The following is a 26,183-nucleotide window of genomic DNA, read 5'->3' as shown; positions in this document are numbered from 1 at the left end:
GGACGGTCGGATGAATATGGCACACGATACCCGAGTCAAACTGACTGTCTCAAAAGGCATGTTCGTATTGGCCGCACTGATGCTGTCTGGTTGCCAGACAGAGCCAAAATCGAATGCAGAGTTGCTTGCGACCCATGATTATCGGTACCAGCATCCGATCGTCGTCTCCGAAGCACCGGAAACCCTTGACCTGCCGGTTGGCAAGAACACAAGAAACCTACGGAGCCCGGTAACAGATACCATCACGTCTTTCGCGATGGATTCGCGTCGGCACGGGAGTGGTAATGTGGAAATCCTTGTGCCGACCGGGGCTGCAAATGAGAGTGCAGTTCATGCGGTTGTCCACGATATCCGAGGAGCATTGAGCCGAGGCGGTGTCAACGGGAAGCACGTAACAACGCGGACTTACCGCTCCACTGACTCGTCTGCCGATGCACCAATCCGTCTCTCATATGCGCGCATGAAGGCGACGACCGGAGAGTGCGGAGCCTGGCCGAAAAACATCGGCGGTGGTATCGGCGAAAACACAAACTACTACAACTTCGGCTGTGCCACTCAGTCAAACTTGGCGGCAATCGTCGAGAATCCGTCAGACCTTATCACTCCACGTGCAATGACGCCGTCGGACCAAAACCGTCGGGCGGTAGTGATCGAGAAGTACAGATTGGGCGAAACAACTGCCAGCAGCTTCAATGAAGGCGTTGGCGCGGAAGTCTCGGAGTAACAGGAAGATGACGACGGGTTCTGAGGCTACGCGGATGTCTGGAGACGCGGGAACGTATTTGGATCACGAGAAGCAAGGATACGCTGCTTCTGCTGATGCCACAGATATTGCTATGATTCCGCGGATAACCATCCATGCTTTCTGCCTTGAAGATCGCACGATGCATGTAGTCGAGGCTGCGACAGAAGACAGGCGGATGCTAAAAGCGCATATGAAGGCAGAAATGGGGGGGATACCAGCTGCCATTGATATGTTCGAAAAAGCCCCCACGCCTAATTTGATTGTCGTTGAAACGTCTGGCGCTCGGGAGGATCTGCTCCAGAGTCTTGATCAGCTTGCCGAGTACTGCGACGCTGGAACAAAAGTCATTGTGATTGGGGACGTGAATGACGTCACCCTCTACCGGGACCTCATCTCTCGTGGTGTGAGCGAATACCTGATTACGCCAGTATCCATTTTTCAGCTTATTGGTTCCATTAGCAATCTTTATAACGACCCGGAAGCAGAGCCTTTGGGGAGAACGGTTGCATTCTACGGTGTAAAGGGTGGCTGTGGTTCCTCGACTATCGCTCACAATGGCGCTTGGTGTCTGGCAAGGAAGTTCGATAGTGAAGTCGTGATTGCCGACTTGGATCTGCCATTCGGGACGGCCGGCCTTGATTACAATCAAGACCCATTGCAAGGGGTCTTTGAAGCGATCTCTGCGCCTGAGAGGCTGGATGAAACCTATCTGGACCGGATACTATCCAAATGTAGTGATCATTTGAGCCTGCTCGCAGCGCCCGCAACGCTGGAGCGGACATATGATCACAGCGAGAAAACGTTTGAGCTTCTCATAGACACAATGCGACTGGGAACACCACACGTTGTTCTTGATGTGCCGCATGCTTGGAATTCGTGGATCAGAAACACGCTGCTGAATGCGGACGAAATCGTGCTGGTGGCCGAACCGGATCTTGCAAATCTTCGGAATGCGAAGAACGCGGTCGATCTACTCAAACAGATACGGCCGAACGACAAACTGCCGCATTTGGTCATGAACAAGGTGAACGTCCCAAAGCGGCCGGAAATCAAGCCGGACGAATTTGCAAACGCCTTGGGTCTTAGTGTGGATGCAGCTATCCCCTTCGATCCGCATTTGTTTGGCACTTCTGCGAACAACGGCCAGATGATTGGAGAACTCGATAGCAAGCATGCGATTGCGGGAATGTTCCAGGATTTGGCACAAACAATTTCAGGAAAAGCACAACCCGCTAAGACGTCGAAGTCGCCTTTGGGCGGATTGATTTCCAAACTAAAACGAAGAGCAGGCTAAAGGCCAAGGCAACGGAGCGGCAGGTTCACTATGTTTGGTAGACGTGGCAGTTCATCTTCTGGAGCGCCCGAAATTCGGCCCGGAAACGTGCCGGAAATGCCGGAGGCTCCGGCCACGGCACCGGCTGCGCCAATGCCAGAAGCGCCCGTAAAGCAAGCTCCGGCTCCTTCTCCAGCTCCACGCGCGCCTGCTACCCCAACCGTTGCCGTCAGCGTACCAGCGGAGCCCGCTGCGGCATCGCCGAGCAGAAAAAAGACGGGTGAATACTACGAGACGAAAGCGCAAATTTTCAACGCGCTTGTTGAAGCAATCGACCTGTCTCAGCTCGCGCGGCTGGATGCAGAAGATGCTCGGGACGAAATCCGGGATGTTGTGAATGACATTATTGCGTTGAAAAACGTTGTAATGTCGATTTCCGAGCAGGAAGACTTGCTTGAAGACATCTGTAACGATGTTCTTGGGTATGGTCCGCTGGAGCCTTTGTTGGCACGCGACGACATTGCCGACATAATGGTCAACGGGGCGCACACGGTTTACATCGAAACCCAGGGCAAGGTTGAGCCGACCAGCATCGCATTTCGCGACAACGCGCAGCTCATGAACATTTGCCAACGGATCGTGAGCCAGGTGGGCAGGCGTGTAGATGATGCCAGTCCAATCTGTGATGCGCGCCTTCCCGATGGATCCCGCGTAAACGTAATCGCACCCCCACTATCTCTTGATGGTCCTGCACTTACAATTCGTAAGTTCAAACGCGACAAGCTGACGCTTGATCAACTGGTGAAGTTCAATTCAATTACGCCAGAAGGGGCCACAATACTGCAGGTTATCGGCCGCTCTCGGTGTAACGTACTGATCTCCGGAGGTACGGGGTCTGGTAAGACCACGCTCTTGAACTGTTTGACGGCTTACATCGAGAACACGGAACGCATTATTACCTGCGAAGACTCCGCTGAGCTTCAACTGCAGCAGCCGCATGTTGTGCGCCTCGAAACCAGACCTCCCAACCTTGAGGGGGAGGGTGAAATCACGATGCGTGACCTTGTCAAAAACTGCCTGCGTATGCGGCCGGAGCGTATCATCGTGGGCGAGGTCCGTGGACCCGAAGCGTTCGATCTTTTGCAGGCAATGAACACGGGCCACGACGGTTCAATGGGCACGTTGCACGCCAACTCTCCTCGCGAAGCCTTGTCTCGTCTGGAATCCATGATCACCATGGGGGGCTTTTCCTTACCCTCTCGAACCTTGCGGGAAATGATCGTTGCGTCAATCGATGTGGTCGTTCAGGCCGCACGCCTAAGGGACGGCTCCCGCCGCATCACGCATGTGACAGAAGTGATGGGGATGGAAGGGGACATCATTACCACCCAGGACATCTTTCTTTACGACATTGTTGGAGAAGACCCGAACGGGATGATCATCGGGCGGCATCGGTCAACCGGTATCGGGCGTCCCAAGTTTTGGGATCGAGCACGTTATTTCGGAGAAGAATCCCGCTTGGCAGAAGCGCTTGATGCGTCGGAAATGCCCGAGTACATCGCGGAATAGGAAGAAAAATGCCTGTGTTCGAGCAATTCATGACACCTGCCATCACTGGGGCTGCTGTAGCGATCCTGGTCATGTTCAGCGTCGGTGGCATCATCTATGGGCTATTTCTTCCCTCGTTGTCTGGAACTAAAAAGCGCGACGCTCGGATGAGTGCTGTCTCGGCACGGCCTCAGTCGGAGACACAGCGCAAAACCATGCGGGATACCAATCGCAGAAAAAAATCGATCCAAGATCAGCTGAAGGATTTCGAGGAGCGCCAGAAAGCCAAACACGAAAAACAGAAAAACGTTCCTCTCAAAGTAAAGATAGAGCAGGCCGGTTTGGAATGGGAGATGCGGCATCTCGTTCTTTTCAGCGTTGTGAGTGCAATTCTTTTTTTCGTAATTTCTTTGATTGCGAGTGGCAACTTGTTGATTGCAGCCGCTTTTACATTTGTAGGTGGCATCGGATTTCCGCGTTGGTACATCGGGAACAAACGTAAACGCCGTTTCAATGCCTTTCTTAACGAATTGCCCAACGGTATCGACATCATTGTTCGTGGTGTCAAAGCCGGGCTGCCTTTGAGTGATTGCGTCAAGGTTGTCGCGAGAGAAGCGCGTGAACCCGTCGCGACTGAGTTTCGAAAGGTGACAGAAACTCAAGTTATGGGCGTTTCGCTCGCCGAAGCTCTATCGAAAATGCCTGATCGTGTTCCGTTACCGGAGACAAATTTTCTAGCGATTGTTGTGAGCATCCAACAAAAAGCGGGTGGTGGTCTGGCCGAAGCCTTGGGAAATCTTTCAAGGGTATTGCGTCAGCGGAAGGCAATGAAGGCCAAGATCAAAGCATTGAGCTCAGAGGCAAAGTCCTCTGCGGCGATTATTGGGGCCCTTCCTTTCGTTGTGGGAGGAATTCTCTTTTTCATCGCGCCAGATTACATGATGATCCTTTTCACAGCGACAACAGGCAAGATTATTGTTGCCGGCTGTCTATTCTGGATGTTCTGCGGAATAATGGTCATGCGGTCTATGATCAATTTTGACTTCTAACGGTGGCAAGACATGGACCTTGAAACGATCGCATCGGCACAATTTCTTGCAGCGTTTTTGGCGATGATTGCCGTGACAGGAACTATTTTCTCCCTTGTCATGCCGTTATTGTCGCGAGACACGTTAAAGTCGCGCATGAAAAACGTCGCGCTGGAGCGTGATAAGCTCCGCGCAAAAGAACGGGCTCGGTTGCAAACCTCCCAGGGGGATGCACGAATGTCATTGAGGAACCAACCGAAGGCGAAGATGAAGAACTTCGTCGATCGTTTAAACCTCAAAGAAATGCTGGCGGATGACAGTACGCAAGATCGGTTGCGCATGGCCGGGTATCGCGGTAGCGCTCCGATTTATTATTTTCTGACAGCGCGGATTGCGATTCCTGGCGGATTGTTTGTTTTTGCTTTGGCGTATGCGTTTCTTCTGGCGCCGAACACAATTCCTGCATTTTCGAAAGTCCTGTTTTGTATTGTATTCTCCGGATTAGGAGCTTTTTTTCCGAACATATACTTGAAGAACCAAATTGATAAACGGAAGCTCGGCATCCAGCGTGCATGGCCAGATGCGCTTGATTTGATGCTAATTTGCGTGGAATCCGGCATGTCTATTGAGGCTGCTTTTCAGAAAGTTGCCGAGGAAATCGGCGCGCAGTCCGTTGAGTTGGCAGAGGAACTGTCTCTCACCACAGCTGAGTTATCGTATTTGAGTGAACGCCGCATGGCTTATGAGAATTTGGCCAAACGCACCGGAGTAGATGGCGTAAAGAACGTTATGATGGCACTCATCCAGGCGGAACGGTATGGTACTCCTGTGGGGACTGCTATCCGCAACATGGCCGATGACACGCGCGCAGAACGGATGCAGTTTGCCGAGCAAAAAGCAGCGTCGCTTCCGCCAAAGCTGACGGTTCCGATGATTATGTTCTTTCTGCCGGTTCTCTTCTTCGTGATTCTAACGCCGGCAGTCATTCAGGCGATGGGCGCATTCTAGTATGACGTGCTGGTTGCATGAATTCTTGCAACTGAAGACGCTTTGGCAATTTGAAGTGGGGTCGTGCAACGCACAGAATTGAGTGCCGAAACTTGCAAAAGTTACTTTTAACTCAGAAATTTAAGTTACGGCTGCGCACTAATTTGGCTGGATAAAGCAAAGTCTGGCCCACGTTCGGCAAACTAAGGCAGCTGTCAAGAATACTGCGTTCGAATGAAGCGCTTCTTCCGCTCTAGCCCTGACGCTGCTGCATCATAGATCTGAGATAGGCGATGTTGGCTTCCGCCTGGCGAGGGTCCAATTCTGCCCGCGCCACCTGAATGGCCTCATCATATTTGCCCTGGATACCGAGGACAAGCGCCAGGTTTTGACGGACACGGCTGTCTGCGCCGGGAAGAGTTGCCGCACGGCGCAAGGTGTATTCGGCATCGGGAAGTTCATTCGACAACAAATAAGACAGGCCGAGATTATTCAGGAGGCTAGGATCGTCCGGTGCAATCTGCAATGCTTGCTTGTAAATGCTTCGGGCTTTCTTGTGCTCGCCCATCTGATCGTAGATCGCAGCTTTTGCGGACATCAACTTCCAGTCCGGGGTATCGGGACGTTGTGCGCCTTTCAGAACATTCATCGCCTCATCGAAGCGACCGTTCATTGCAAGCACTTTACCATAGGCCGAGGCGATTTCCCGGTCCTTTGGATGTGCGATGACGCCACCACGCAGCACAGCCATGGCTTGCGGTGTCTGACCATTGCGGCTCAGCGCATCCGAATACCCGAGAATGGCCATCCGGTTGGTCCGATCCCTTTCATAGGCGCTGCCCCATTTCGAAACGGCGGCCCGCGCTTGGGCCGAGCCCGGGTTGGAGTAATGCGATCCGGATGCCGGGGAATGGGTTCCCGTATTGGATTTGTTCGATGCACAGCCTGTGACCAGAACAAGAGCCGTCATGGCCATGAGCGTCTTTGTCAGGCCGGAGCGCTTGGTTGCCGAGTGTGTCGAGGGCGCTTGCATTGTCAAAATCCTAGCTGTCCGCAGCATGTAAGTCCTCTACAGCAATAGATAATTAACCCTAATGGATGGTTAAACTCAGCTGCAGAATGCGAAACAGCGTTTTTGCTCATCGCGCTTGCTTCTGAATTTCTCGCAGACTACGTCTTGAAGCACTTGCCCAGTCATTGAATGGAGAGCCCTCGTGCGTGAAACGCTGATCCGTCAAAGTGATGCCCAATCTTCAGTGCCGATTGTCGCGGTTGACGCGGAAAGTCTGGAAACAGTGCTCACCGGCTTGGGAGAAACCGCGAAAGTCTGGTGCCGAGCCAATGGTTATTCAGCCAAACCTTCTTCCTTCCAGCTTGTGCCGGGCTTGAGCGGAGACCTCCAAGCGGTTCTGTTCGGCGTCGATAGCGGAGGAGACGCTGATCCGTTCAGTCTTGGAAGTTTGGCAAATGCGCTTCCAAGCGGGGATTACCATCTGGCAGATGGATTTTCAGGTACAGCGGAGGCGTCACTAGCGTTTGCGCTCTCGAGCTACAAATTCGACCGGTACAGCTCGTCTTCAAACCAGAAGGCTGTCCGGCTTTGTGTTCCGTCAGATGTGGACCTCGGTAGGCTTTCTGCCATTCTCGATGGGGTTCAGCTGGCCAGAGATCTGATCAACACTCCGGCCAATGACTTGGGGCCTGAGGAATTGGCAAATGCTGTTGAGACCTTGTTTATGGAAAATGGCGGCTGTGGCCAGATCACTGTCGGGGACGGCCTTCTAAAGCAAGGTTTTCCGATGGTACATGCCGTTGGCCGTGCAAGTTCTAGAGCACCCCGCATCGCGGATTACTCATGGGGCGCCGAAGACGCTCCGAAGGTCACGCTGGTGGGCAAGGGTGTGATCTTCGACACCGGCGGCTTAAACTTGAAGCCGGGCAACTCCATGGCGCTCATGAAAAAGGATATGGGCGGAGCGGCAAATGTTCTCGGGCTGGCCTCCATGATCATGGCCGCCAAGCTGCCTGTTCGGTTGCGGGTCATTGTGCCGTGCGTTGAAAACGCGGTTTCAGGCAATGCCTTCCGGCCGGGAGATGTCTTGAACAGCCGCAAAGGGCTGACAGTTGAAATTGGAAACACGGATGCGGAAGGTCGCCTGATTCTGGCCGATGCATTGGCATTGGCCGATGAAGAAAGCCCGGAAGTCCTGATCGACATGGCAACGCTGACCGGTGCTGCTCGGGTTGCTCTGGGGCCGGATCTGCCGCCGTTCTACACCAACGACGAAGCCTTGGCTGACGATATCTCCGTCATGTCAGAAGCGGCCACGGACCCCTTGTGGCGACTGCCACTCTGGAAGCCATACATGAAATACCTCGACAGCAAAGTGGCCGACATCAATCACATCAACACATCCGGTACCGGTTATGCCGGTTCCATAACTGCCGCTTTGTTCCTCTCCCGGTTTGTCGAGAAAGCGGAAAGCTGGGTACATTTCGATATCTTCGGCTGGACGCCTGCCGAAAAGCCGGGAAAGCCAATGGGCGGAGAAGCGCAGGGAATCCGGGCCTTGTTTGACCTGCTCAGCGAGCGCTACACCAAAACAAAATAACGGAACCGAAACGTATTTGTGCTTGAATGGCCCTCGGTAGGAATTGGAAACGGGTCTTCGATGGGCATCGAAATACGCGGCGCACAGGCGTTGCGGCTCATGCATGAGGTCAATTTGGCGTTGGTCCGCGGCAGCGATCAGGATCTGTCCGCGCGGCAATTGACGATTCTTTTGACGGTTTACCTCGAGCCGCCGCCCCACACCGTGCGCGGTTTGGCTGCAAAACTAAACGTCACCAAACCGGCCATCACGCGGGCTCTCGACACTCTCGGATCCATGCGGTTGCTGTCTCGAAAAAGGGATGAGGCCGACAAACGCAATGTGATCATCACACGTACGGTTGAAGGTGCGCTCTATTTAGAGCAGCTTGGTGACCTCGTTGTCGAAAAGGCCGCTGAGCTTCCTCGATAAATGCCTCACTCGTTTATGTCTCTCAAGCTAAGACAGATTGCCTTTCATGCAGACCAACTTCGATCGACGGCGTCACCCGGTGCGTATGGATCTCGCAGCCAAATCGTATGAAGGGCAGGTAGCCGCAGACCGGTTTGTAGAGGGTGAGAAGTACCGGGTGAGCGCTGACCGTTTGGAGTTTAGGCCGCAGCCTCGGCAAGACATTTCAATTGATACGGAAGGTTTGTTCGGCGAGAAAATCACCGTTTACGAACAAACCCCTGAGGGCTGGGCTTGGGGCCAGTTGGAAACCGATGGCTACGTGGGCTGGTTTTCCTCTGACGCCATTCAGAAGGCCGAAAAACCAACGCATCGCGTTACTGCGTTGAGGACGTTTCTGTATCCAGCCCCTGAGCTCAAGATGCCGCCGCTTAGCCTGCTTTCGATCGGGTCTTTGGTGAGTGTTGCTGGCGAAGCAGAAACGCGAGGCTTGCAATACGCTGTCTTGGCAGATGGCTCTGCTATTGTCGCAAAACACCTGGTTCCCTTGGGCCACACGGATGCCGATTGGGTTGCAAGTGCTGAAGCACTCCTTGGAACGCCTTATTTGTGGGGGGGACGCTCCAGTTTGGGGTTGGATTGTTCTGCGCTCGTTCAACTGGCAGCCCAGACAGGAGGTATACTTCTGCCTCGGGACAGTGACATGCAGGAAGCGGAAGCCGGGACTGAAATACCTTTCGATAACGTGTCGTCGCTTATTCGTGGCGATCTCCTGTTTTGGAAAGGGCACGTTGGGATCATCACTGCTCCAAACCAGCTGCTTCATGCCAACGGCCACACGATGACCGTGGCTTATGAAGAGCTCGACAAAGCCGTTGCCAGAATAGCGGCGACCGAATGGGGCGCGATCACGAAAGCGCGCCGCCTCGGCTGAGACAGACACGACAGGCTCGCTGCAAAGACCGGGCGGCCCTAGCGGTCGGGAGCCATGGCCAGTTGAGGCGCGTCATCGCCTTGTGGGTCAGCGCCCGAAGAGGCCTCGCCAAGCTCCAGGTCCTCGATCTTGCGGCTGCGTTTTCCGATCTTTTCGGACGAGATCAAGATCTGGTCGATGTCCTTGTTGGCCTGGGCAAAGTGAGACTGCAGCTTGCCGACACGGTCGTTGAGGCGGCCGACATCTGCAATCAAGTGGCCAACTTCGGCTTGAATGAGATGAGCCTGTTCGCGCATTTTCGCATCGCGCAACACGGAATGGATCACTTGGATCGACAGCATCAAAAGCGACGGCGATACGATTACCACGCGGGCGCGGTGTGATTTCTGGATCAAGTCTTCAAACCGCTCATTAAGCTCTGCGAAGATGCTTTCGGATGGCACAAAGAGGAACGCAGTGTCCTGGGTCTCTCCTGGGAGCAGGTATTTTTCGCTGATGTCTTGTATATGCTTTGTGAAGTCTCGCCTGAACTGTGCTTGCGCATACTTGAGCTGTTCGTCCGTTTCGGCATTCCGAATGAGATTAAACGCCTCTAGCGGGAACTTAGCGTCGATGGCGAGCGGAGGCGCTCCGTTTGGCATGTGAATGAGACAATCAGGTCGACTGTTGTTGGAGAGCGTGGATTGAAAAGAGTAACCGCTCGGCGCCAGTTGATCCTGGATGATCGCTTCCATGCGTCCTTGTCCGAATGCCCCTCGCGTCTGCTTGTTTGAAAGGATCGCTTGAAGCTGCCCGACCTGTCCTGAAAGGTCCGTGATGGTCGCCTGCGCCCGGTCGATCACCGCAAGCCGCTCATGCAGATGCCGCAGTCCGTCCTGGGTGCGCTTGCTCGTATCTGCCATGGAAAGTCCGAGCTTGTGCCCCATGCCGTCAAGGCGCTCATTGACGGCGCGCATCATGTCCGACTGACGAGAGCCGAAGACCTCGGCCATGGTCTGCATCCGGCCGGTCATTTCACCTTGAGACTTCAGCAATTGGGAGAGGTGGCTTTCCAGTTCGTGAATGCGCTCCGTTGCGGCTGTATCGGCTTCCGCCCGCAGACGGATCTCCCGCATGGTTTTCATGATCAGCCAGACAATCAGGGCAAGCAGAAACAGTCCGCCTCCAACGGCCGTTTCCAAAACCGTGATCGGTCGTCCGCTCAATTCGAAAAGGATCTCGTTCATGAAACAAACATAGAACGATTCGGAGCAAAGAACATCCGGCAAGAGGGCGGGAAAGGGGGAACTGGCTGGCACACTTGGCGGAATTACGCGTTGACCGGGATGCCGCGATTTCCTATGTCAGGCGCATGACAAAACGCCCGATTATCACCATTCCAGACCCGGTTCTCCGCGAAGTGTGTGCGCCAATTGAAAAGGTCGACGCTGAAACCATCGCCCTCGCCGATGATATGCTGGAAACCATGTATGACGCCCCCGGTATTGGCCTTGCTGCCAGCCAGGTCGGCATCTTGAAACGTATCTTCGTTCTTGATGTTGCCAAGGAGGATGCACCCAAGGAACCGATGGTTTTCATCAACCCGGAAATCATCTGGTACGGTGATGAACTTTCAGTCTATCAGGAAGGGTGCCTGTCGATCCCGGACTATTATGAAGACGTCGAGCGTCCGGCTGAAGTTGCCGTCAAGTTTATGGACCGGGAAGGTGCGGAACAGGAGATCAAGGCCGATGGATTGCTGGCAACTTGTATCCAGCACGAGCTCGACCACCTGAACGGCAAGTTGTTCATCGATTATCTGTCCAAACTGAAACGCGATCGGGTGGTCAAGAAGTTCACGAAACAGGCCAAACTGGCCGGCCAACTCTAAGCAACGCCGCAAGGCACTCAATCCTCCAGATTCTGGGAAACAGATGTCACTTCGCGTCGTTTTTATGGGCACCCCCGATTTCTCCGTGCCAACCTTGATGGAAATCGTTGGGCAGGGCCATGAGGTTGTGGCTTGCTATTCACAGCCGCCGCGTCCGGCCGGGCGGGGCATGGATCTGAAAAAGTCCCCCGTCCACGAGGCGGCGGAATCGTTTGGCATTCCGGTTTTCACGCCTACAAGCCTGAAAAGCCCGGAGGACCAAGCCCAGTTTGCTGCGCTTGACGCCGATGTTGCGGTTGTTGTCGCGTACGGTCTGTTGCTTCCAAAAGCGATCCTGGAGGCCCCGGAGCAGGGCTGCCTGAATTTGCACGCATCGATGCTGCCGCGCTGGCGGGGGGCTGCGCCGATCAATCGGGCGATCATGGCCGGGGACAAAGAGACCGCGGTTCAGGTCATGCGGATGGAAGAGGGACTGGATACGGGGCCTGTTTGTATGTCTGAGACTTTAGCAATCTCGGAAAACATGACTGCCGGAGAGTTGCACGACCAATTGTCGAGCCTTGGTGGCGACTTGATGGTTCGGGCGCTCGCAGCCTTGTCCCGGAGCGCGTTGGGCGAACAGTTGCAATCCGAGGAGGGCGTCACCTATGCGGCGAAGCTCTCCAAACAGGAAACTCGGATCGAATGGTCTTTGTCGGCTGAAAACGTACACAATCACATCCGCGGCCTTTCTCCTTTCCCGGGCGCTTGGTGCGAGATGGAGCTGGGTGGCAAAACGGAACGGGTAAAGATTTTGCGCAGCAGCTTGGCAGACGGCAATGGCGATGCGGGGAGTGTATTGGCTGTTGACGGGGCACCGGTTGTGGCTTGTGGCGCTAATGCGGTGCGCCTCGATCAGGTGCAGCGGGCAGGCAAGAAACCGATGACAGGTGAAGATTTCTTACGCGGCGCCGCCCTATCTGTTGGAGCACATGTCAGCTAGGCTGCAGCAGGAGCGACCAATGAGCAAAGACGGCACCATTTCCGACATAACCATCCGGGAACTCACACCTGCGGATGAAAAGGCTGTTGCGGCGCTCCTTCTGTCCGTTTATCCGTCGGATATGGAAGCGCGCCTCGTACACAAGCTACGTCATTGCGGTGCGCTCGTACTGGAACAGGTGGCAGTAGCACCTGATGGCGCTTTCCTAGGACATATAGCGTTTAGTCGGGTCACCAACACAACGATTGGGGCCAATCAAGCCGTTCAGGTTGCCTGTCTTGCCCCAGTCTCGATACGAGCTGGTGAGCAACGCAAAGGTATCGGATCCAGGCTGATTGAATCGTCAATGAAGCGTCTCGGCGAGCTGCAAGAAGATCTGGTTTTGGTGCTCGGTCCGCCGAGCTATTTCCCAAGATTTGGCTTTGATGCGGACTTGGCAAAAAAAGTTCATGGACCCTATGCCGGTGCGGCTTTTATGGCGGCACCCTTGACCGAAGCCGGGTCGAACAACTTGCCGATCGAAGTTACCTTCGCCACGCCCTTTGAAGAGTTTGATTAAGAAGACCGATGCCGCGATACAAGCTGACCGTGGAGTATGATGGCCGGCCGTTTTCCGGATGGCAGCGGCAGGCAAATGCGCCGTCCGTGCAGGCGGTGATCGAGCGGGCGATCAAAGCGTTTTCCGGCGAAGAAGTGACCATTGGCGGGGCAGGGCGCACGGATACTGGTGTTCATGCAACCGGTCAGGTGTGCCATGCGGATCTCTCAAAGCAATGGCCTACCAAAACCGTCATGGGTGCGTTGAATTTCCATTGCCAGCCAGACCCGGTGGTCATCCTTGATTGTGAAGAAATGCATGAGGGATTTGATGCCCGCTTCTCTGCGATCCGGCGTGCCTATCGCTATCGAATCCACAATCGCCTGCAACCGTTAACGCATCAGCTCGGTTTGGCTTGGCACGTGAAACATGAGCTGGATGCCGATGCCATGCACCAGGCGGCACAGGAGTTCGTTGGCCACCATGATTTTACGACCTTCCGTCACTCCCGGTGTCAGGCAAAAAGCCCGGAAAAGACGCTTGAGCATTTTTCAGTTTACCGGGACGGCGATTTTGTGATTGCCGAATGTTCCAGCCGGTCTTTCCTGCACAATCAGGTCCGCTCAATGGTTGGGACATTGAGATTGGTTGGAGAAGACCGATGGGGACCTGGCGACATCACCAACGCCTTGAAAGCCCGGGACCGGAAAGCGTGTGGTCCGGTCGCTCCAGCTGACGGTCTTTACCTGACACGTGTTGATTACCGGCCCGCGCAGGTGGACATTGACTCCCTGGTAGAGTGGCAGGCGCGCAAGGCAGAGATGGCTGCTGTAGAGACTGAAGCTTAGTCGAGCAACGCCTACTCTCCCAAAACACTCCCCAAATTATACATTATACCGAGGAGTAGAATAACCCCGGCAACCATCAAAATGGTCCACGTAAAGAGCTGAAAGCCGATAGCAAACGCGCCGATCCCGACCGCGGTGGTCGCCAACCTCCGGTCCTCTCTAAGCACATACGCCAGCGTCCCAAGCAGAATTGCCACACCACCGAGAATTGGCCCTAGGGTCTTCAGCAAACGATCCAGGCTCCAGGGCTGGGCTTCTGGCTCTGGTTGAGGTTCGCCTTTCAGGGCGCGTACGGCAGATTGTCTGATGTCAGCCGCTGTTTCGCCGATCGTCTGACCTATGGTTGGCTGAGGGTCGAGCGGACCGGCGCCAAAATGGAACAGAACGATCAATAGCGCGCAACCTCCAAAGAGCAGCCCAATCGAAGCCACCCAAGGACGTGTGATCTGTCGTGTGTTCGCCATATCAATTTCCGCCGAACTACCAATCCATTGTTCATAGCCGCAAGAATGACGAGACAGTGATTAAGAAGAGCTTATTACAGCTGGCTAGGGCTTCTTAAGTTGAAGATTGAGTTTGAACGCTTGACGCTGGCTCCTCCGGCATTACCACGCACTTTTTGTAAAGGTGCCATGTTGTGTGTCCGAGGATCGGCAGTGTGATAATCAATCCCAGGAAACCGGGTGCCATCGAGACGATCAATGTGGCGGTCACGGCGAACGCCCAGCCGATCATCGGCACTGGAGACGTGACAACCGCACGAACGCTTGTGATCATTGCCGTTATGAAATCCCGGTCCTCTTCGAGAAGGAGCGGGAACGAGATGACGGTCAGAGAAAAGAGGATTAGGGACAGGATGGCACCGACCACATGCCCGACGGCCAGGAACATCAGGCCTTCCGGCGTCGAGACAATCTCGGTCAAAAACTCTTCAAACGAAGCGAATGACCTGAAGCCTAAAAAGAGCGCAAGCAGCAGCCGGACCTGATACATCCACATGATCTGGATGAAGAGGACTACAAACGCCATCCAGGAGAGTTCCCGGCCCTTTTGCGCCCACATGGTGCCCAAAATCTTGGACCAGGAGAGCTCTTCCCCCGATTGCAGTCTGCGGCTGACCTCGTAAAGTCCCACTGCGGCAAAAGGGCCGAGAAGAACGAACCCGGCGGCGGCCGGATAGGACAGGTAACTCATCTTCAGTGCAGCGGCGCTGAGGACAACAAACAGTCCCCCTGCCGCAAAGATTGCTCCGATCGTTATGCCGTAGACCGGGGCCCGGCGGAAATCCGCCATACCTGCGGCCAGTGCATCGATCACGTCATTTGCGGTGATCTTGTTGACCTGCGGCATTGGGCGCAGCTCGTTTGACGCCAATTCTTGTTCGCTCATGTCTCAGCTTCCTCCCAAAAGCGCACGAAACATATGTCTGTGGTTCAATGATACGCTTGAGGGAGCCCTTCCGCCAATGCGCAGAAGGGCTTACTTTTCAAACTAAGTCCGAGGAGCTGGTTTAGGGGCTGCAGCTTCTGCCGCTGCCGCGGCAATGGCTTCCTTTTCGCTATCATCGAGTTTTGTGTTTTCCGGCAGCTGCACCCGGACCTCCTTGCGGGCAAACTGGATCCCGTTTTCTTCAAACGCCTTTTGGACACGCTTGTAGATTTCCCGGCGGACACCGAACTGTTTGCCAGGTTTGGTGGTGAACTTGCCCCGGACGACAATACCGACATCGTCGACATCTGCGACGCCCTGGCCTTTGAATGGCGCAAGCATGTCGTCCTTGTATTCCTCCATCTCCATGATCTCTTGGCCGATTTTCTTGAAGATCTTGCGGACCTTCTCCTGATCGGTGTCGAACGGGATGGTGAATTTCAGTTTCATGATGACCCAGTCGCGCGACAGATTGGTGAGATTTGAAATCTGACCATAAGGCACGACATGCACAGCTCCCTTCGTGCCGCGCAGCTGCATCGACCGGATCGAGATCTTTTCAATCGTGCCTTGCGCACCGCCAGTGTTGATGAATTCACCCATGCGGAATGCGTCGTCCATCAGGAAGAAAATGCCCGCGACAACATCGCTCACAAGCGTTTGTGCTCCAAATCCGACCGCCAGACCGACAACACCGGCACCAGCAAGCAGCGGGGTGATGTTGACTCCAAGCTGACTCAATCCAAGCAGGACGGTGAGGGTGACAATGGTGACCTGCAGAACGACCCGGACAAGCGGCAGAATTGTCGCCAGGCGGGACTTGCCGGCACCGCCCATTTCGGATTCCTCGTCCTGGGCGGCTTGTGGCGGCGAGTCTTTCGCCAGTTGGCGGCTGACCCAGAGATTGGTGATTTCCCACGCCAAATACCCCGCGGCCAATATCAGAAGGAAGATAACGCTGTTGCGGGCAACGTCAGATCCCCCATCACCGCCAAGGGCCAACAGGTTGAGGCCATAGATACGGCCTACGGTAAGGATGAGAAATGCCAGCAATGCGACACGGGCAATCCGGACATAGCTTTGCCGGGTTTGCATGTGTGCGGCCTCGGCAACCGGACCTTCGCCCTGCATTGGCGGAACAATGTGGGACACGATCCCGCGAACCATCGTGTCGAGGAACGGGGCAAAGACCACCAGAGCAATGACGCCGAGCGACCGGCCCGCAGTCAATGCATCGATGCCCATGCTGGATGTGATCTGGACAAGCAACCAGTTGAAGACGATGAACACCATCGAGAAATAGGGCCAGAACCGCGCCATGCGTTCCAGGCCGCTGGTCGGTTCGTCATCGTCGCCCAGAATGATGTTTGTGAGGCCATGCCGCGATTTCCAGAGAACAGCGACCAGCCAGGCGTTCACACCGAAACCGATAAAGAAACGATAGGTCTCGCCAACATCTGCCCCGGTCGCCAGCATCACGTCGCGCACGAAGAACGAAACACCGACAAAAGCGAACAGTGACGTGAAGCTGCGGTAGAGCGACTTTGCGGTGGTGTCATTTGCGCTTACCAAACGCAGTTCGCTGCGCTGGGGCGCAAGCGCAAATCGCAGCAACGCCGCAATGACCCTCGGCAGCAGGACAATCCAAAACACTGCCTGGAACGCAAAGGACCGGGTCATAGGGTCGAAGATCGCCAACCGGCCGACAATCATGACAACAATCGCAAATATGATCAGTCCGCCAAGATCCAGTCCGGCACGGATCGAGACAGTCTTGACGGTCTGGAAGAGAGACTCCGGTTGCTGCGACTGTATCTGCTCTCGTTTCTTTATGACCAATCGGTTGAAAAGAAACTCGGCAGCATAACCCGTGACCAAGAGCAGAGCGATCGAGCCTAGGAGGATGTGGACCGGTCCGGCGACCGAGCCCGCGAACAAGGCGGCGATTCCCGACACAATCCCTGTAACAAGTGCAGGCAAGTTTTGGAAATGGCCGGCGATCATGGCCCCGAAGGCGCCAACTGCGGACTGCAATTGCTCGATAAAGCTGCGTCCGTCTGTAGCTGCGCCATTGCTGGCGTTCTTGGCGTCTGCGCCTTCTTGCAGCAACGTGACAAGGTCAGCCAGGGCATTGACTTGATCCGGGTCGAGATCCGAAGCGAGCTTTTCCATCGACTCTTCCTGGAGAGCTGGTGGAAGCGCTGTTGCCGTTTCCTGGGCGTTTGAGGGAGTTATGAAAAGTGGGATGGCAATGAGTGCGATGAGGAAATAGGCGATGGGATTCTTTATTACCGAAACATTTTTCATGGGTGCCCCGCTCAGGAAGTGGAACTGGAGGATATCTGCGTTATTCTCACTATAGGCAAAAGCCTGCCAAAAAATTTACGCAGCGGTATTATTGACTTGTTGCGACAGAAAGAACCAGAGAAGTGTTGGTGCAGTCTCTCGTTTTCCTGTTGCCTTTGTCGTCTGAACATAGGTTTTGCACCTTGTTTAGTGGTCAAGCCGGAAGGATCCGGGCGGAGACCGGCTTTGGCGGATCAGCAGGGCGCCTATCGCGGCAAACCCGACCTCGAGGAGCATATAGACGGTCAACAATGGATGCGGCATGCCATCCATGGTGAGGCTGAGGGCCCGGCCAAGCGCCAGCCCCAGCATGAAGATCACAAGGCTCCAGAGCGCCGGCAGCCGCAGGTTGGGCCGAAGGGCCCCGAGACACCAGAAGACTGCCAGCGCCAGATACAAGCCCATGACGGCGCGAAAGATGTGCCGGGTGTTGATCCCGGCCGCGTCCACGCCAAAAAGCCACGGCAACGTCAGGCCTGGCAGGAGACCATAGGATAAGGCAATCGGGGTGAGGCCTGCTGCCGCGATCCCCAGGAACAGCCGCTGTTTCGTATCAGGGGTCATTGCACTCTGCTTTCCCAATTCTCTCTGTCATCCAATGTCGTCGGGCGGTGTGAGCTGCCAGGCCGTTCACGTGCCAGGATCGGACAGGCCAACGGGCAAGGCCGTGACGACCGTGGTGTCGAACGGATCGCAAGACGCACGCCAGATGCTGCCCTTGTCTTGCAAACCACCGCCAGTCTTCCTCAGAAGCTTGAAAGATGACTTACGGAACCCATTGTTTCCGGACCGGTTTCGGAATTGAAAGCAGGCTCGCGGCGACAGGTCATTGAGCTTGGCACGGCGCAAGACGCGCGGACCCCCGGTGCATTTTGCAAAGGGACGCTGCCGAGGGTGTTTGCAAAATCGAAATCCCGGTTTTCGAAACTTGAAAAAAGTGACGCTAAGTCAGGTTGCGGGATTGCGAATCCTGCCGGGATAGACCAGCGTGGGCTGTGCTGCGGCTGTCCGGGCGCTTGCTCCATCCGGGCTGGCACGCGGCTTGCCTGACGCTGTGCCGGGATTGGCTGGGCCGAGTGGGGCCTGGCCTCGTATTTCTGGATTACGGAGGATTTTCATGAAACGAGATAAATGGCCGTTCACCGGCAGACTTCGATCGCAGGTGTCTGCCGTGTTCGCCGCGGCGGCCTGTGCCGTTGTGGGCGCTGCGCCGGCGCTTTCCCAAACAGACAAGCCGAACATTCTGGTCATTATGGCGGACGACGTCGGCTGGGCAAGCCTGAGCAGCTATCACGGCGGCATCAAGAGCATTGAAACCCCAAACCTTGACAGGCTCGCCGCGCAAGGTGCCCGCCTGACGGACTATTATGCGGAGCCGAGCTGTACGGCCGGCCGGTCGGCCTTCATCACCGGTCAGTTTCCGGTGCGCACCGGAATGCACACAGTGGGACTTCCCGGTGACCCGGTCGGTCTAAATGAGGACGATCCAACACTTGCCAACGTGTTGAAATCTCTCGGTTATACAACTGGTCAGTTTGGCAAAAACCATCTTGGCGACCTGAACAAATATCTGCCGACAGCCAAGGGTTTCGATGAATATTGGGGGTGGCTCTATCATCTCAATGCCATGGAGTATACCTCCGATCCAGACTGGCCGAAGGATCCCGAATTCGCGGCACAATTCGGTCCGCGAAATATCATTCATTCCTTCGCAACAGAGACCGAAGACGAGACGGTGGATCCCCGCTGGGGCAAAGTTGGCAAACAGCGCATTGTCGACGACGGACCAGCCCCTCCCGAGCGCCAGAAAACACTTGACGATGAGGTCACCGCGCACACGATCGACTTTATGGATCGGGCCGTTGAAAGGCAGACCCCGTTTTTTATCTGGATGGCACCGGCCCGTGCCCATGTCTGGACGCATCTCAGCCCGGAATACGAGGCCATGCTGGGGGACGGCCGCGGACTGCAAGACGTCGTGATGAAGGAACTTGATAACAATGTTGGTAAGGTACTGTCACGCCTCGACGAGCTTGGGATTGCCGACAACACCATCGTGATGTTCACCTCCGACAATGGTCCGGAAACCATGACATGGCCCGATGGCGGCACCACGCCGTTTCATGGCGAAAAGGGAACAACCTGGGAAGGCGGGTTCCGGGTGCCGGCGATCATTCGCTGGCCCGGCAAGATCGCCGAGGGGCAGGTGCTCAACGGGATCTTCAGCGGTCTTGACTGGATGCCAACCCTGGTTGCCGCGGCCGGTGGTCCTGACAATCTTTCCGAGCAGCTGCTTGAAGGGTATGACGGCTATACCGTTCATCTGGATGGCTACAACCAGCTTCCCTACCTCCTTGGAACGGGCGACAGCAGCCGGGATGAAATCATCTATTATGAGGGCACCGACCTTCAGGCTGTCCGGTACCGGGACTGGAAGGCGCATTTCGTGATCCAGAAGCATGGCTGGGCCGGACCGAAAGAAGAGTTGAATGCGCCGCTGCTCTTCAATCTCCGCCGGGATCCTTATGAAAAGGCGGCGGAGGAGAGCGGATTGTACACCCGCTGGATGGGTAACAAGATGTGGGCCTTTGGTCCGGCGGCGAAGCTCGTGCAACGGCATCTGGCAACGTTCCAGGCCTTCCCGCCACGGGGCACTGCTGTCAGCAATGAGAGCGAGGTGCAAGCACAGACCAGCTCCGAAGGCGGGTTTGCCCAATAGATCCTATAGGGTAGCGATATATTATTAAACACTGTGAGACGGTCTTGAATCCGATTTGGAGGCGAGGCCGTCTTCCAACTATCATGAATGCTAATTCACGAAGCGGATTGTAGTGGGTTAGTCGAGAATAGAATCATATAGAGATTGAGCCGCGCCTCCAGTACTTGGCTTCCGCAATCTGGACTACTCTTAAGCTTCGTGTTGGTCAGAACGGGGCTCTTGCAAGGCTCGGTTTAAGAATTGATTCAAACCAGCCTCCAGCCAAGATAAGAGTCTCTTCAGTGATATCGTATCCGAAGGGTCGTCTGCCATTGCCGTCAGAAGGTTGTAACCCTTGCTGAGTTCAGCGGCTTGCACGTCTTCGGGCAATCAGATTTGCGCGGTTAATGATCCTCGCAACCTTTCTTAATAGGTCCGGACCAACCTGGGCTGGCCAAGTGGAGAGGTGATAACTACTCACTTGACATGGTGCCAGAGCAGACGTGGGCTTTTCCATCGACTGTTGCTGGAGAGCAGGTGGAAGCACGGTTGCCGTAGCGACAAAAGCCTGACAAAAAATTACGCAGCGGTATTGTTGACTTGTTGCGACAGAAAAAACCAGAGCGGTGTTGGAGTGCGTCGTTCGCGCAGAACGAAGCTTGATCCCGATGTCCTAAGCGACTAACTCCTGTCCAGACCCGATTTTAACAAGTGGACTTCTATGACCAACGCTCCGAGCGCCAATATTTCCCCCGGTCCCGTCTGGGCCTTGTTCAGCCCAATCGGACGCATCGGGCGGGAACCCTATTGGTTGTGTTTTGCGCTTGTCTGGGTCGTTATCGCGATTTCAGTGAATATGTGGTGGAGCTCGACCGAGATCGATTTCACGGCTGAGACGGTAGCAATCTCCCAATTCATGGAATCCAATCCGCTGTTTCCGATCTTGTTTTTTGTTCTGCAGTGGATCGAACTGGCGCTTGTGATCAAACGATTGCAGGATATGGGGTTCAGTGGCTTCTGGGCCTTGCTGATCTTTGTGCCTGGCCTGAATATCCTGATGGTTCTGATCGTTGGTTTCACGCCGGGCGTCGCAGAACCCAACAAGCATGGCCCCTTGCCCAACAGTTACTGGCGCAAAAGCTGATCCCGCCTGCCATCCAACACTACAAAAGTGCGTATCATGTCCATGTCGCCTGCCACCGCCATCGCCCGGAATTTAATCCGGTGCCCGTCTGTCACACCGAAAGAAGGCGGCGCATTGTCGGCGCTTGAGACGCTTCTGAAAGACGCCGGTTTCCGCGTGGATAGAGTGGTTTTTCAGGACGACGATACGCCGGATGTTGAAAACCTCTTTGCCTCCGTTGGGTCTGGAGCCCCGCATTTCGTTTTCGCGGGGCACACTGATGTTGTTCCAGCAGGTTCTGAAGCCGACTGGACGCATGGCCCATTTGAGGGGGAAGTCGATAGCGGCGTGCTTTATGGACGCGGCGCCGTTGATATGAAGGGTGGCATTGCCTCCTTTGCAGCGGCTGCCCTGGAATTTGTCGACCAGAATGGAACGGATTTCGGCGGTACAATCTCGTTTCTGATCACGGGTGACGAAGAAGGACCGGCAATCAACGGCACGGTCAAGTTGCTGGAGTGGGCTGACAAGCAAGGCCATCGGTTTGACGCCTGCATCGTCGGCGAGCCGACCAACCCGGCTGCCCTTGGAGATGCAATCAAGGTTGGCCGCAGGGGCTCTCTCTCGGGCATTGTCACAGTCACCGGCGTTCAGGGCCATGCTGCTTATCCGCATCTTGCGGACAATCCGATCCCGGGCCTGACAAATTTGATGGCTGCACTCAACGATCTAAAATTGGACGAAGGCAATGAGCGGTTTCAGCCCTCCAATTTGGAGATCGTGACGGTCGATGTCGGCAACACGGCATTCAACGTCATACCGGCACGGGCAGAGTTCCGGTTTAACATCCGCTATAATGACGCTTGGACGCTGGACAGCCTGAAGGCAAAGATCCTGGAGACGCTGGAAACGGTGAACCTGGGTTCCTTGAAAATGAACATCGAGTTTAAAAGAGACGCCAGCGAATCTTTCCTGACCAAAGATGAAACGCTGATTGAGGCGCTCAGCAAAGCCGTATCTGAGGAAACAGGGCGGACGCCGGAACTATCGACAGGCGGTGGGACGTCAGATGCTCGGTTCATCAAGAACTACTGTCCTGTTGTGGAGTTTGGTCTGGTCGGCCAAACGATGCACAAGGTTGATGAATGTGTCGCAGTGGAAGATCTTGACCGTCTGGCTGCGATCTATCATCGATTCCTGGTCAGCTACTTTTCGAAATAGGCCGGAGCCGTCGGGATTTGATCAGTACCAATGAATTGCGGGCAGCATGGGAAGGGTCCTGGCTTCTTTTGCGCAGCGACCCTCAGGGAATGTCCTATTTCGACCTGTCCTTGCAGGGGTTTTGGCGATCGTTTCAAGTGATCTTCTTGTTGGCGCCTGTGTTTCTGGTCAGCGCCATGGCGGAAAAGAAACTGCTGATTTCTGAAAACGTCATCGTCGCAGAGCTTTTTCCGGCGGACACTTACTGGTTTGCTCAATTCATGAGCCTCGGCATCGATTGGGTAACACTGCCCCTCATCCTGGCACTGATCGCCGGGCCGATTGGGATCTCGCGGCAATATGTACCCTTTATCGTGGTGCGCAACTGGACGAGCATTCTGGCGTCCATGCCTTACTTAATGATTGCTCTGTTGTACCTGACCGGCATCATCCCGTCCGGGATCATGGTGCTGCTGTCCTTCACCTGCCTGATTGTCGTGCTCTGGTACCGGTTCCTGATTGCGCGCATTGCCTTGCAGGCATCAGTCAGCATGGCGATCGGGATTGTATTCCTCGACATTCTTTTGTCGCTTGTGATCGGTGAGCTTACGGGACGTCTTTGGGCAGCTTGAGTTGCTGGTTAAAACGCAGAAAACCCGCCGCAGACCGGCGGGTTTTACGATTTAGACTCAAGCTTTCGAAGTTTAGTCGCGCAGCAACTCGTTGATTGCGGTCTTGGACCGTGTCTTTTCGTCCACCGTCTTGACGATAACGGCGCAGTAGAGGTGCGGGGCAGCTACACCATTGCCCATGGTGTTTGCGCTGGGCATGGAGCCGGCAACAACGACCGAATACGGTGGGACTTCGCCGTAGGTGATCTCACCGGTCATGCGGTTGACAATTTTTGTCGACTTGCCGATGAAAACGCCCATGCCCAGGACAGAGCCTTCGCGGACAATACAGCCCTCAACCACTTCTGAGCGGGCTCCGATGAAGCAATTGTCTTCGATGATGACAGGACCGGCCTGAAGCGGCTCCAAGACGCCGCCAATACCAACTCCGCCCGACAGGTGAACGTTCTTGCCAATCTGAGCACAGGAGCCGACAGTTGCCCAGGTATCCACCATCGTGCCCTCGTCGACATATGCGCCGAGGTTGACGAACGACGGCATTAGCACAACACCTTTGCCGATGAAGGCGGAGCGGCGGACGGTGCAGTTCGGCACAGCCCGGAAGCCAGCGTCTTCAAAATCGAGACCGCGCCAGCCGTCAAACTTGGACGGCACCTTGTCCCACCAGGTCGCATCACCCGGACCGCCCTTGATTACATCCATCGGGTTGAGACGGAACGACAGCAGAACCGCTTTCTTGGCCCACTGGTTGACAACCCAGTCGCCGTCTTTCTTCTCAGCAACCCGCAATTGCCCACGATCGAGAAGGTTCAGCGTGGTCTCAACAGCATTACGAACGTCGCCGGTCGTGTGGATGTCGATCGAGGCACTGTCTTCGAACGCCGCGTCAATGATTTTCGAAAGGGCTGCTAGGTCGTGTGTCATCTGGAAGCAAGTCTCCGGAACTGAGGATTTCAGCGCGGACCTAAGCCTCCGCACCGTCAGGTGTCAAGCGCGGCTGCGACCAGAACGGGTCGGCAAACGGCAAACAAATGGCGCTTGCGCAGGAAACACTTTCTCTGTTCAATGGATAAATCCTTTATATAGTTGAGTAAAATTCATTAATAGTTGCTCAAAACAATAATTATTCTATAATTTGGTCGGCTGTATATTGAGATTAAATCAATAATCAGATAGATACTCAGATGGAACTCTGGATCCCGATTACGCTCTTTGCTGCATTTTGCCAGAATTTGCGCTCAGCTGTTCAGAAACACTTGAAAGGCCAGCTTGGCAGCACAGGTGCGACCTTCGTTCGGTTTGGATATGGATTTCCGTTTGCAAGTCTTTATGTCGCGGTCTTGCATGCCGGGTTTGGTTTTGCGTTTCCGGAAATCAACTCCGTATTCCTGATCGCGGGGGCCTTGGGAGGGTTGGCTCAGATCTTCGGTACGTTCCTGCTTGTCTATCTGTTTTCCTTCCGGAATTTTACAGTCGGCACGGCCTATTCGAAAACGGAACCGATCCAGGCAGCGCTTTTTGGTTTCCTGCTTTTGGGCGAGCAAATCTCCTGGGCGACCGGTTTCTGCATTTTGATTGGTATTGCGGGCGTGATCGTCATTTCACTCGCCCGGACGTCATTGAGTGCTTCGGTCGTCCGGCAATCTTTGATGAGCAGGCCTGCCTTGATCGGCTTGGGCTCGGCTGCCATGTTTGGCGCGTCTGCTGCTGCTTATCGTGTCGCATCTTTGTCCCTGGAGGGCACGGGTGTTCCGATGCAAGCCGGCTTTGCGCTGGCCTACGCAACGCTTTTTCAGACCATCGTCATGATCGCCTGGATGATCTTCCGGGAACCCGAGCAACTGACAGCCAGTCTAGCCGCTTGGCGCGTTGCCATCTGGGCGGGAGCGACCGGTGTGGCCGGTTCAATCGGGTGGTTTACGGCCATGACCTTGCAGAACGTTGCCTATGTCCGTGCGTTGGCACAGATCGAGCTGGTGTTCACGTTCCTGGCGTCATGGTTGGTGTTCAAGGAAACAATCGCACGATCAGAGATCGCTGGCTGCGCCCTGATTGTGCTGGCTGTGCTGGGTATCATTCTTTGGAGCTGAGTTGATCACGCAGCGTCCTGAAGCCAATCACGGAAGGCCGACACCGGGCGGCTCAGGGTCCGTGCCGGCGAGCGGACAAACCAGTATCCAGTCTCCAGCTCCAATACGGTCCAGTCCGGGCAAATGAGATGGCCGGCCTCCAGTTCCTGGGAAACAAATCGGCGATCGATCGCAATTGCACCCATGCCAGCAATGGCAGCCTGTATGGCAAGGTCCCGGCTCTGCAGTAGAGTTCCTGATTTCGTATCCGGATGATCAAGACCAGCCGCGTTGAGCCATTGGCTCCAGTCATTGCGGCGGGACGCGCTATGTAGCAGGGGCAGTTCGGTCAGGACGGATGGGTCCTCAGGGTCCTTGCCAGCCAACAAACCGGGCGCCACGGCGACAACCAAATGCTCCTTCCAAAGGAGATGGCTTTCGACGCTTGGCCAGTTGCCCGTCCCGAGGCGGATAGCGCAGTCATAATTCTCACGATCCAGATCAACCATCCGCGTGGATGTCGACAGCAGAAGTTCTACATCCGGCTGGTTGGATTGAAACTGTGGCAGGCGAGGGATCAACCACCGTGTGGCAAAGGTCGACACGGTGCTAATGCGCAACTCCGTGCGGCCACGCCGCTTGAAGCTGTCAACGGCCTCATCAATTCTATCAAACGCATCGCCGAGACTGAGTGCGAGCCGTTGACCTTCTTCGGTCAAGGTCAAACCGCGGCCATCCCGGTTGACCAGAGTTGCCCCAAGTTCACTTTCCAGCTTGCGCATCAGATGCGACAAGGCGGAGGGGGACACGCCCAGTTTTTCAGCCGCCAGTGCTGCCCGTCCGTGACGGGCAAGCAGGGCAAAAGCGTTGAGTGCGCGAAGAGACGCCATTGATGACCGAACCAGATTGAGTTTTTCTCAATCTAAGAGATA

General features: G+C 55.1%; 26 protein-coding genes. 17 read left to right on the top strand and 9 right to left on the bottom strand.

What is annotated here, in order from left to right; translation table 11 throughout:
• Nucleotides 1–10 precede the first annotated feature (10 nt).
• The 5 genes from SADFL11_RS14530 to SADFL11_RS14510 all read left to right on the top strand — a co-directional run bounded on the left by SADFL11_RS14530 (nt 11) and on the right by SADFL11_RS14510 (nt 5,602).
• Entirely contained in the window at nt 11–724 is a 714-nt protein-coding gene (locus SADFL11_RS14530; RefSeq protein ID WP_134853036.1) for a CpaD family pilus assembly protein, read from the top strand.
• A 112-nt stretch (nt 725–836) separates the two neighbouring features.
• A complete protein-coding gene (locus SADFL11_RS14525) occupies nt 837–2,039 on the top strand; it encodes a CpaE/TadZ family protein (protein ID WP_008194395.1) in 1,203 nt (400 codons plus the stop codon).
• Between the two features lie 30 nt (nt 2,040–2,069).
• The gene (locus tag SADFL11_RS14520; RefSeq protein WP_040451430.1) at nt 2,070–3,587 is read left to right on the top strand and encodes a TadA family conjugal transfer-associated ATPase; all 1,518 of its coding nucleotides are present in this window, start codon (nt 2,070–2,072) and stop codon (nt 3,585–3,587) included.
• Nucleotides 3,588–3,595: 8 nt separating this feature from the next.
• Nucleotides 3,596–4,615 carry a type II secretion system F family protein gene (locus SADFL11_RS14515; RefSeq protein WP_008196993.1) on the top strand — a complete coding sequence of 340 codons (1,020 nt, stop codon included), beginning with the start codon at nt 3,596–3,598 and terminating at the stop codon, nt 4,613–4,615.
• A gap of 12 nt (nt 4,616–4,627) precedes the next feature.
• A complete protein-coding gene (locus SADFL11_RS14510) occupies nt 4,628–5,602 on the top strand; it encodes a type II secretion system F family protein (protein ID WP_008196170.1) in 975 nt (324 codons plus the stop codon).
• Nucleotides 5,603–5,834: 232 nt separating this feature from the next.
• Here SADFL11_RS14510 and SADFL11_RS14505 read toward each other — a convergent pair whose 3' ends face one another.
• On the bottom strand, nt 5,835–6,614 hold the full coding sequence (locus SADFL11_RS14505; protein WP_008195568.1) for a tetratricopeptide repeat protein: 780 nt from the start codon (nt 6,612–6,614) through the stop codon (nt 5,835–5,837).
• 181 nt (nt 6,615–6,795) lie between these two features.
• On the opposite strand from SADFL11_RS14505, the gene SADFL11_RS14500 reads away from it, so the two are divergent.
• Genes SADFL11_RS14500 through SADFL11_RS14490 form a run of 3 tightly spaced genes read left to right on the top strand, consistent with a single transcriptional unit; the run spans nt 6,796 to nt 9,517 of the window.
• On the top strand, nt 6,796–8,193 hold the full coding sequence (locus SADFL11_RS14500) for a leucyl aminopeptidase family protein (RefSeq protein WP_008192706.1): 1,398 nt from the start codon (nt 6,796–6,798) through the stop codon (nt 8,191–8,193).
• 60 nt (nt 8,194–8,253) lie between these two features.
• Nucleotides 8,254–8,604: a MarR family transcriptional regulator gene (locus SADFL11_RS14495; RefSeq protein WP_008190665.1), complete on the top strand. Its 351-nt coding sequence runs from the start codon at nt 8,254–8,256 to the stop codon at nt 8,602–8,604.
• 46 nt (nt 8,605–8,650) lie between these two features.
• Nucleotides 8,651–9,517, top strand: a complete 867-nt coding sequence (locus tag SADFL11_RS14490) for a C40 family peptidase (RefSeq protein WP_040451435.1) — start codon at nt 8,651–8,653, stop codon at nt 9,515–9,517.
• Nucleotides 9,518–9,555: 38 nt separating this feature from the next.
• Here the strand turns inward: SADFL11_RS14490 and SADFL11_RS14485 are convergent, their stop codons facing one another.
• Nucleotides 9,556–10,743, bottom strand: coding sequence for a DNA recombination protein RmuC (locus SADFL11_RS14485; RefSeq protein ID WP_008197196.1), 1,188 nt, complete (start codon nt 10,741–10,743; stop codon nt 9,556–9,558).
• A 125-nt stretch (nt 10,744–10,868) separates the two neighbouring features.
• On the opposite strand from SADFL11_RS14485, the gene def reads away from it, so the two are divergent.
• Genes def through truA form a run of 4 tightly spaced genes read left to right on the top strand, consistent with a single transcriptional unit; the run spans nt 10,869 to nt 13,755 of the window.
• Nucleotides 10,869–11,387 (top strand): peptide deformylase, encoded by a 519-nt coding sequence (def, locus tag SADFL11_RS14480; RefSeq protein ID WP_040451437.1) that lies wholly within the window; start codon nt 10,869–10,871, stop codon nt 11,385–11,387.
• Nucleotides 11,388–11,430: 43 nt separating this feature from the next.
• Nucleotides 11,431–12,369 carry a methionyl-tRNA formyltransferase gene (gene fmt, locus SADFL11_RS14475; protein ID WP_040451439.1) on the top strand — a complete coding sequence of 313 codons (939 nt, stop codon included), beginning with the start codon at nt 11,431–11,433 and terminating at the stop codon, nt 12,367–12,369.
• 19 nt (nt 12,370–12,388) lie between these two features.
• Nucleotides 12,389–12,928 carry a GNAT family N-acetyltransferase gene (locus SADFL11_RS14470; protein WP_008194314.1) on the top strand — a complete coding sequence of 180 codons (540 nt, stop codon included), beginning with the start codon at nt 12,389–12,391 and terminating at the stop codon, nt 12,926–12,928.
• A gap of 8 nt (nt 12,929–12,936) precedes the next feature.
• Nucleotides 12,937–13,755, top strand: coding sequence for a tRNA pseudouridine(38-40) synthase TruA (truA, locus tag SADFL11_RS14465; protein WP_008190484.1), 819 nt, complete (start codon nt 12,937–12,939; stop codon nt 13,753–13,755).
• A gap of 11 nt (nt 13,756–13,766) precedes the next feature.
• On the opposite strand, the gene SADFL11_RS14460 is transcribed toward truA, so the two are convergent.
• The 5 genes from SADFL11_RS14460 to SADFL11_RS14440 form a co-directional block, all read right to left on the bottom strand.
• Nucleotides 13,767–14,219: a hypothetical protein gene (locus SADFL11_RS14460; RefSeq protein WP_008194236.1), complete on the bottom strand. Its 453-nt coding sequence runs from the start codon at nt 14,217–14,219 to the stop codon at nt 13,767–13,769.
• A gap of 94 nt (nt 14,220–14,313) precedes the next feature.
• Nucleotides 14,314–15,144, bottom strand: a complete 831-nt coding sequence (locus SADFL11_RS14455; protein ID WP_008189851.1) for a DUF2189 domain-containing protein — start codon at nt 15,142–15,144, stop codon at nt 14,314–14,316.
• A gap of 102 nt (nt 15,145–15,246) precedes the next feature.
• Nucleotides 15,247–17,355, bottom strand: a complete 2,109-nt coding sequence (locus SADFL11_RS14450; RefSeq protein ID WP_209002605.1) for a mechanosensitive ion channel family protein — start codon at nt 17,353–17,355, stop codon at nt 15,247–15,249.
• A gap of 321 nt (nt 17,356–17,676) precedes the next feature.
• Nucleotides 17,677–18,093, bottom strand: coding sequence for a DUF4345 domain-containing protein (locus SADFL11_RS14445; RefSeq protein WP_008195758.1), 417 nt, complete (start codon nt 18,091–18,093; stop codon nt 17,677–17,679).
• Nucleotides 18,094–18,159: 66 nt separating this feature from the next.
• The gene (locus SADFL11_RS14440; RefSeq protein ID WP_008191537.1) at nt 18,160–18,378 is read right to left on the bottom strand and encodes a hypothetical protein; all 219 of its coding nucleotides are present in this window, start codon (nt 18,376–18,378) and stop codon (nt 18,160–18,162) included.
• A gap of 268 nt (nt 18,379–18,646) precedes the next feature.
• Between SADFL11_RS14440 and SADFL11_RS14435 the strand changes: the two genes are divergently transcribed.
• The 4 genes from SADFL11_RS14435 to SADFL11_RS14420 all read left to right on the top strand — a co-directional run bounded on the left by SADFL11_RS14435 (nt 18,647) and on the right by SADFL11_RS14420 (nt 23,182).
• Entirely contained in the window at nt 18,647–20,248 is a 1,602-nt protein-coding gene (locus SADFL11_RS14435; protein WP_081450548.1) for an arylsulfatase, read from the top strand.
• A 700-nt stretch (nt 20,249–20,948) separates the two neighbouring features.
• On the top strand, nt 20,949–21,371 hold the full coding sequence (locus tag SADFL11_RS14430; protein ID WP_040451441.1) for a DUF805 domain-containing protein: 423 nt from the start codon (nt 20,949–20,951) through the stop codon (nt 21,369–21,371).
• Between the two features lie 36 nt (nt 21,372–21,407).
• Complete coding sequence (dapE, locus tag SADFL11_RS14425) at nt 21,408–22,571, top strand: succinyl-diaminopimelate desuccinylase (RefSeq protein ID WP_040451443.1); 1,164 nt, start codon at nt 21,408–21,410, stop codon at nt 22,569–22,571.
• Between the two features lie 17 nt (nt 22,572–22,588).
• Nucleotides 22,589–23,182: a hypothetical protein gene (locus tag SADFL11_RS14420; RefSeq protein WP_040451445.1), complete on the top strand. Its 594-nt coding sequence runs from the start codon at nt 22,589–22,591 to the stop codon at nt 23,180–23,182.
• A gap of 72 nt (nt 23,183–23,254) precedes the next feature.
• Here the strand turns inward: SADFL11_RS14420 and dapD are convergent, their stop codons facing one another.
• Entirely contained in the window at nt 23,255–24,106 is an 852-nt protein-coding gene (dapD, locus tag SADFL11_RS14415; protein ID WP_008191883.1) for a 2,3,4,5-tetrahydropyridine-2,6-dicarboxylate N-succinyltransferase, read from the bottom strand.
• A 260-nt stretch (nt 24,107–24,366) separates the two neighbouring features.
• On the opposite strand from dapD, the gene SADFL11_RS14410 reads away from it, so the two are divergent.
• Nucleotides 24,367–25,272, top strand: coding sequence for a DMT family transporter (locus SADFL11_RS14410; protein WP_008189900.1), 906 nt, complete (start codon nt 24,367–24,369; stop codon nt 25,270–25,272).
• A gap of 5 nt (nt 25,273–25,277) precedes the next feature.
• Here SADFL11_RS14410 and SADFL11_RS14405 read toward each other — a convergent pair whose 3' ends face one another.
• On the bottom strand, nt 25,278–26,141 hold the full coding sequence (locus SADFL11_RS14405) for a LysR substrate-binding domain-containing protein (RefSeq protein ID WP_008193740.1): 864 nt from the start codon (nt 26,139–26,141) through the stop codon (nt 25,278–25,280).
• Between the last annotated feature and the right edge of the window lie 42 nt (nt 26,142–26,183).

Source organism: Roseibium alexandrii DFL-11, assembly GCF_000158095.2.
GTDB lineage: Bacteria > Pseudomonadota > Alphaproteobacteria > Rhizobiales > Stappiaceae > Roseibium > Roseibium alexandrii.
Note: the sequence above shows the minus strand (reverse complement) of the source record. Positions and strands in the feature narration are given on the sequence as shown.

What these genes read in the sequence shown, in the direction of transcription:
- SADFL11_RS14530 (WP_134853036.1), top strand. Translation starts at nt 11, where the DNA reads ATGAATATGGCACACGATACCCGAGTCAAACTGACTGTCTCAAAAGGC.
- SADFL11_RS14525 (WP_008194395.1), top strand. Translation starts at nt 837, where the DNA reads ATGATTCCGCGGATAACCATCCATGCTTTCTGCCTTGAAGATCGCACG.
- SADFL11_RS14520 (WP_040451430.1), top strand. Translation starts at nt 2,070, where the DNA reads ATGTTTGGTAGACGTGGCAGTTCATCTTCTGGAGCGCCCGAAATTCGG.
- SADFL11_RS14515 (WP_008196993.1), top strand. Translation starts at nt 3,596, where the DNA reads ATGCCTGTGTTCGAGCAATTCATGACACCTGCCATCACTGGGGCTGCT.
- SADFL11_RS14510 (WP_008196170.1), top strand. Translation starts at nt 4,628, where the DNA reads ATGGACCTTGAAACGATCGCATCGGCACAATTTCTTGCAGCGTTTTTG.
- SADFL11_RS14505 (WP_008195568.1), bottom strand. Translation starts at nt 6,614, where the DNA reads ATGCAAGCGCCCTCGACACACTCGGCAACCAAGCGCTCCGGCCTGACA.
- SADFL11_RS14495 (WP_008190665.1), top strand. Translation starts at nt 8,254, where the DNA reads ATGGGCATCGAAATACGCGGCGCACAGGCGTTGCGGCTCATGCATGAG.
- SADFL11_RS14490 (WP_040451435.1), top strand. Translation starts at nt 8,651, where the DNA reads ATGCAGACCAACTTCGATCGACGGCGTCACCCGGTGCGTATGGATCTC.
- SADFL11_RS14485 (WP_008197196.1), bottom strand. Translation starts at nt 10,743, where the DNA reads ATGAACGAGATCCTTTTCGAATTGAGCGGACGACCGATCACGGTTTTG.
- def (WP_040451437.1), top strand. Translation starts at nt 10,869, where the DNA reads ATGACAAAACGCCCGATTATCACCATTCCAGACCCGGTTCTCCGCGAA.
- fmt (WP_040451439.1), top strand. Translation starts at nt 11,431, where the DNA reads ATGTCACTTCGCGTCGTTTTTATGGGCACCCCCGATTTCTCCGTGCCA.
- SADFL11_RS14470 (WP_008194314.1), top strand. Translation starts at nt 12,389, where the DNA reads ATGAGCAAAGACGGCACCATTTCCGACATAACCATCCGGGAACTCACA.
- truA (WP_008190484.1), top strand. Translation starts at nt 12,937, where the DNA reads ATGCCGCGATACAAGCTGACCGTGGAGTATGATGGCCGGCCGTTTTCC.
- SADFL11_RS14460 (WP_008194236.1), bottom strand. Translation starts at nt 14,219, where the DNA reads ATGGCGAACACACGACAGATCACACGTCCTTGGGTGGCTTCGATTGGG.
- SADFL11_RS14455 (WP_008189851.1), bottom strand. Translation starts at nt 15,144, where the DNA reads ATGAGCGAACAAGAATTGGCGTCAAACGAGCTGCGCCCAATGCCGCAG.
- SADFL11_RS14450 (WP_209002605.1), bottom strand. Translation starts at nt 17,355, where the DNA reads ATGGAAAAGCTCGCTTCGGATCTCGACCCGGATCAAGTCAATGCCCTG.
- SADFL11_RS14445 (WP_008195758.1), bottom strand. Translation starts at nt 18,093, where the DNA reads ATGACCCCTGATACGAAACAGCGGCTGTTCCTGGGGATCGCGGCAGCA.
- SADFL11_RS14435 (WP_081450548.1), top strand. Translation starts at nt 18,647, where the DNA reads ATGAAACGAGATAAATGGCCGTTCACCGGCAGACTTCGATCGCAGGTG.
- SADFL11_RS14430 (WP_040451441.1), top strand. Translation starts at nt 20,949, where the DNA reads ATGACCAACGCTCCGAGCGCCAATATTTCCCCCGGTCCCGTCTGGGCC.
- dapE (WP_040451443.1), top strand. Translation starts at nt 21,408, where the DNA reads ATGTCCATGTCGCCTGCCACCGCCATCGCCCGGAATTTAATCCGGTGC.
- dapD (WP_008191883.1), bottom strand. Translation starts at nt 24,106, where the DNA reads ATGACACACGACCTAGCAGCCCTTTCGAAAATCATTGACGCGGCGTTC.
- SADFL11_RS14410 (WP_008189900.1), top strand. Translation starts at nt 24,367, where the DNA reads ATGGAACTCTGGATCCCGATTACGCTCTTTGCTGCATTTTGCCAGAAT.
- SADFL11_RS14405 (WP_008193740.1), bottom strand. Translation starts at nt 26,141, where the DNA reads ATGGCGTCTCTTCGCGCACTCAACGCTTTTGCCCTGCTTGCCCGTCAC.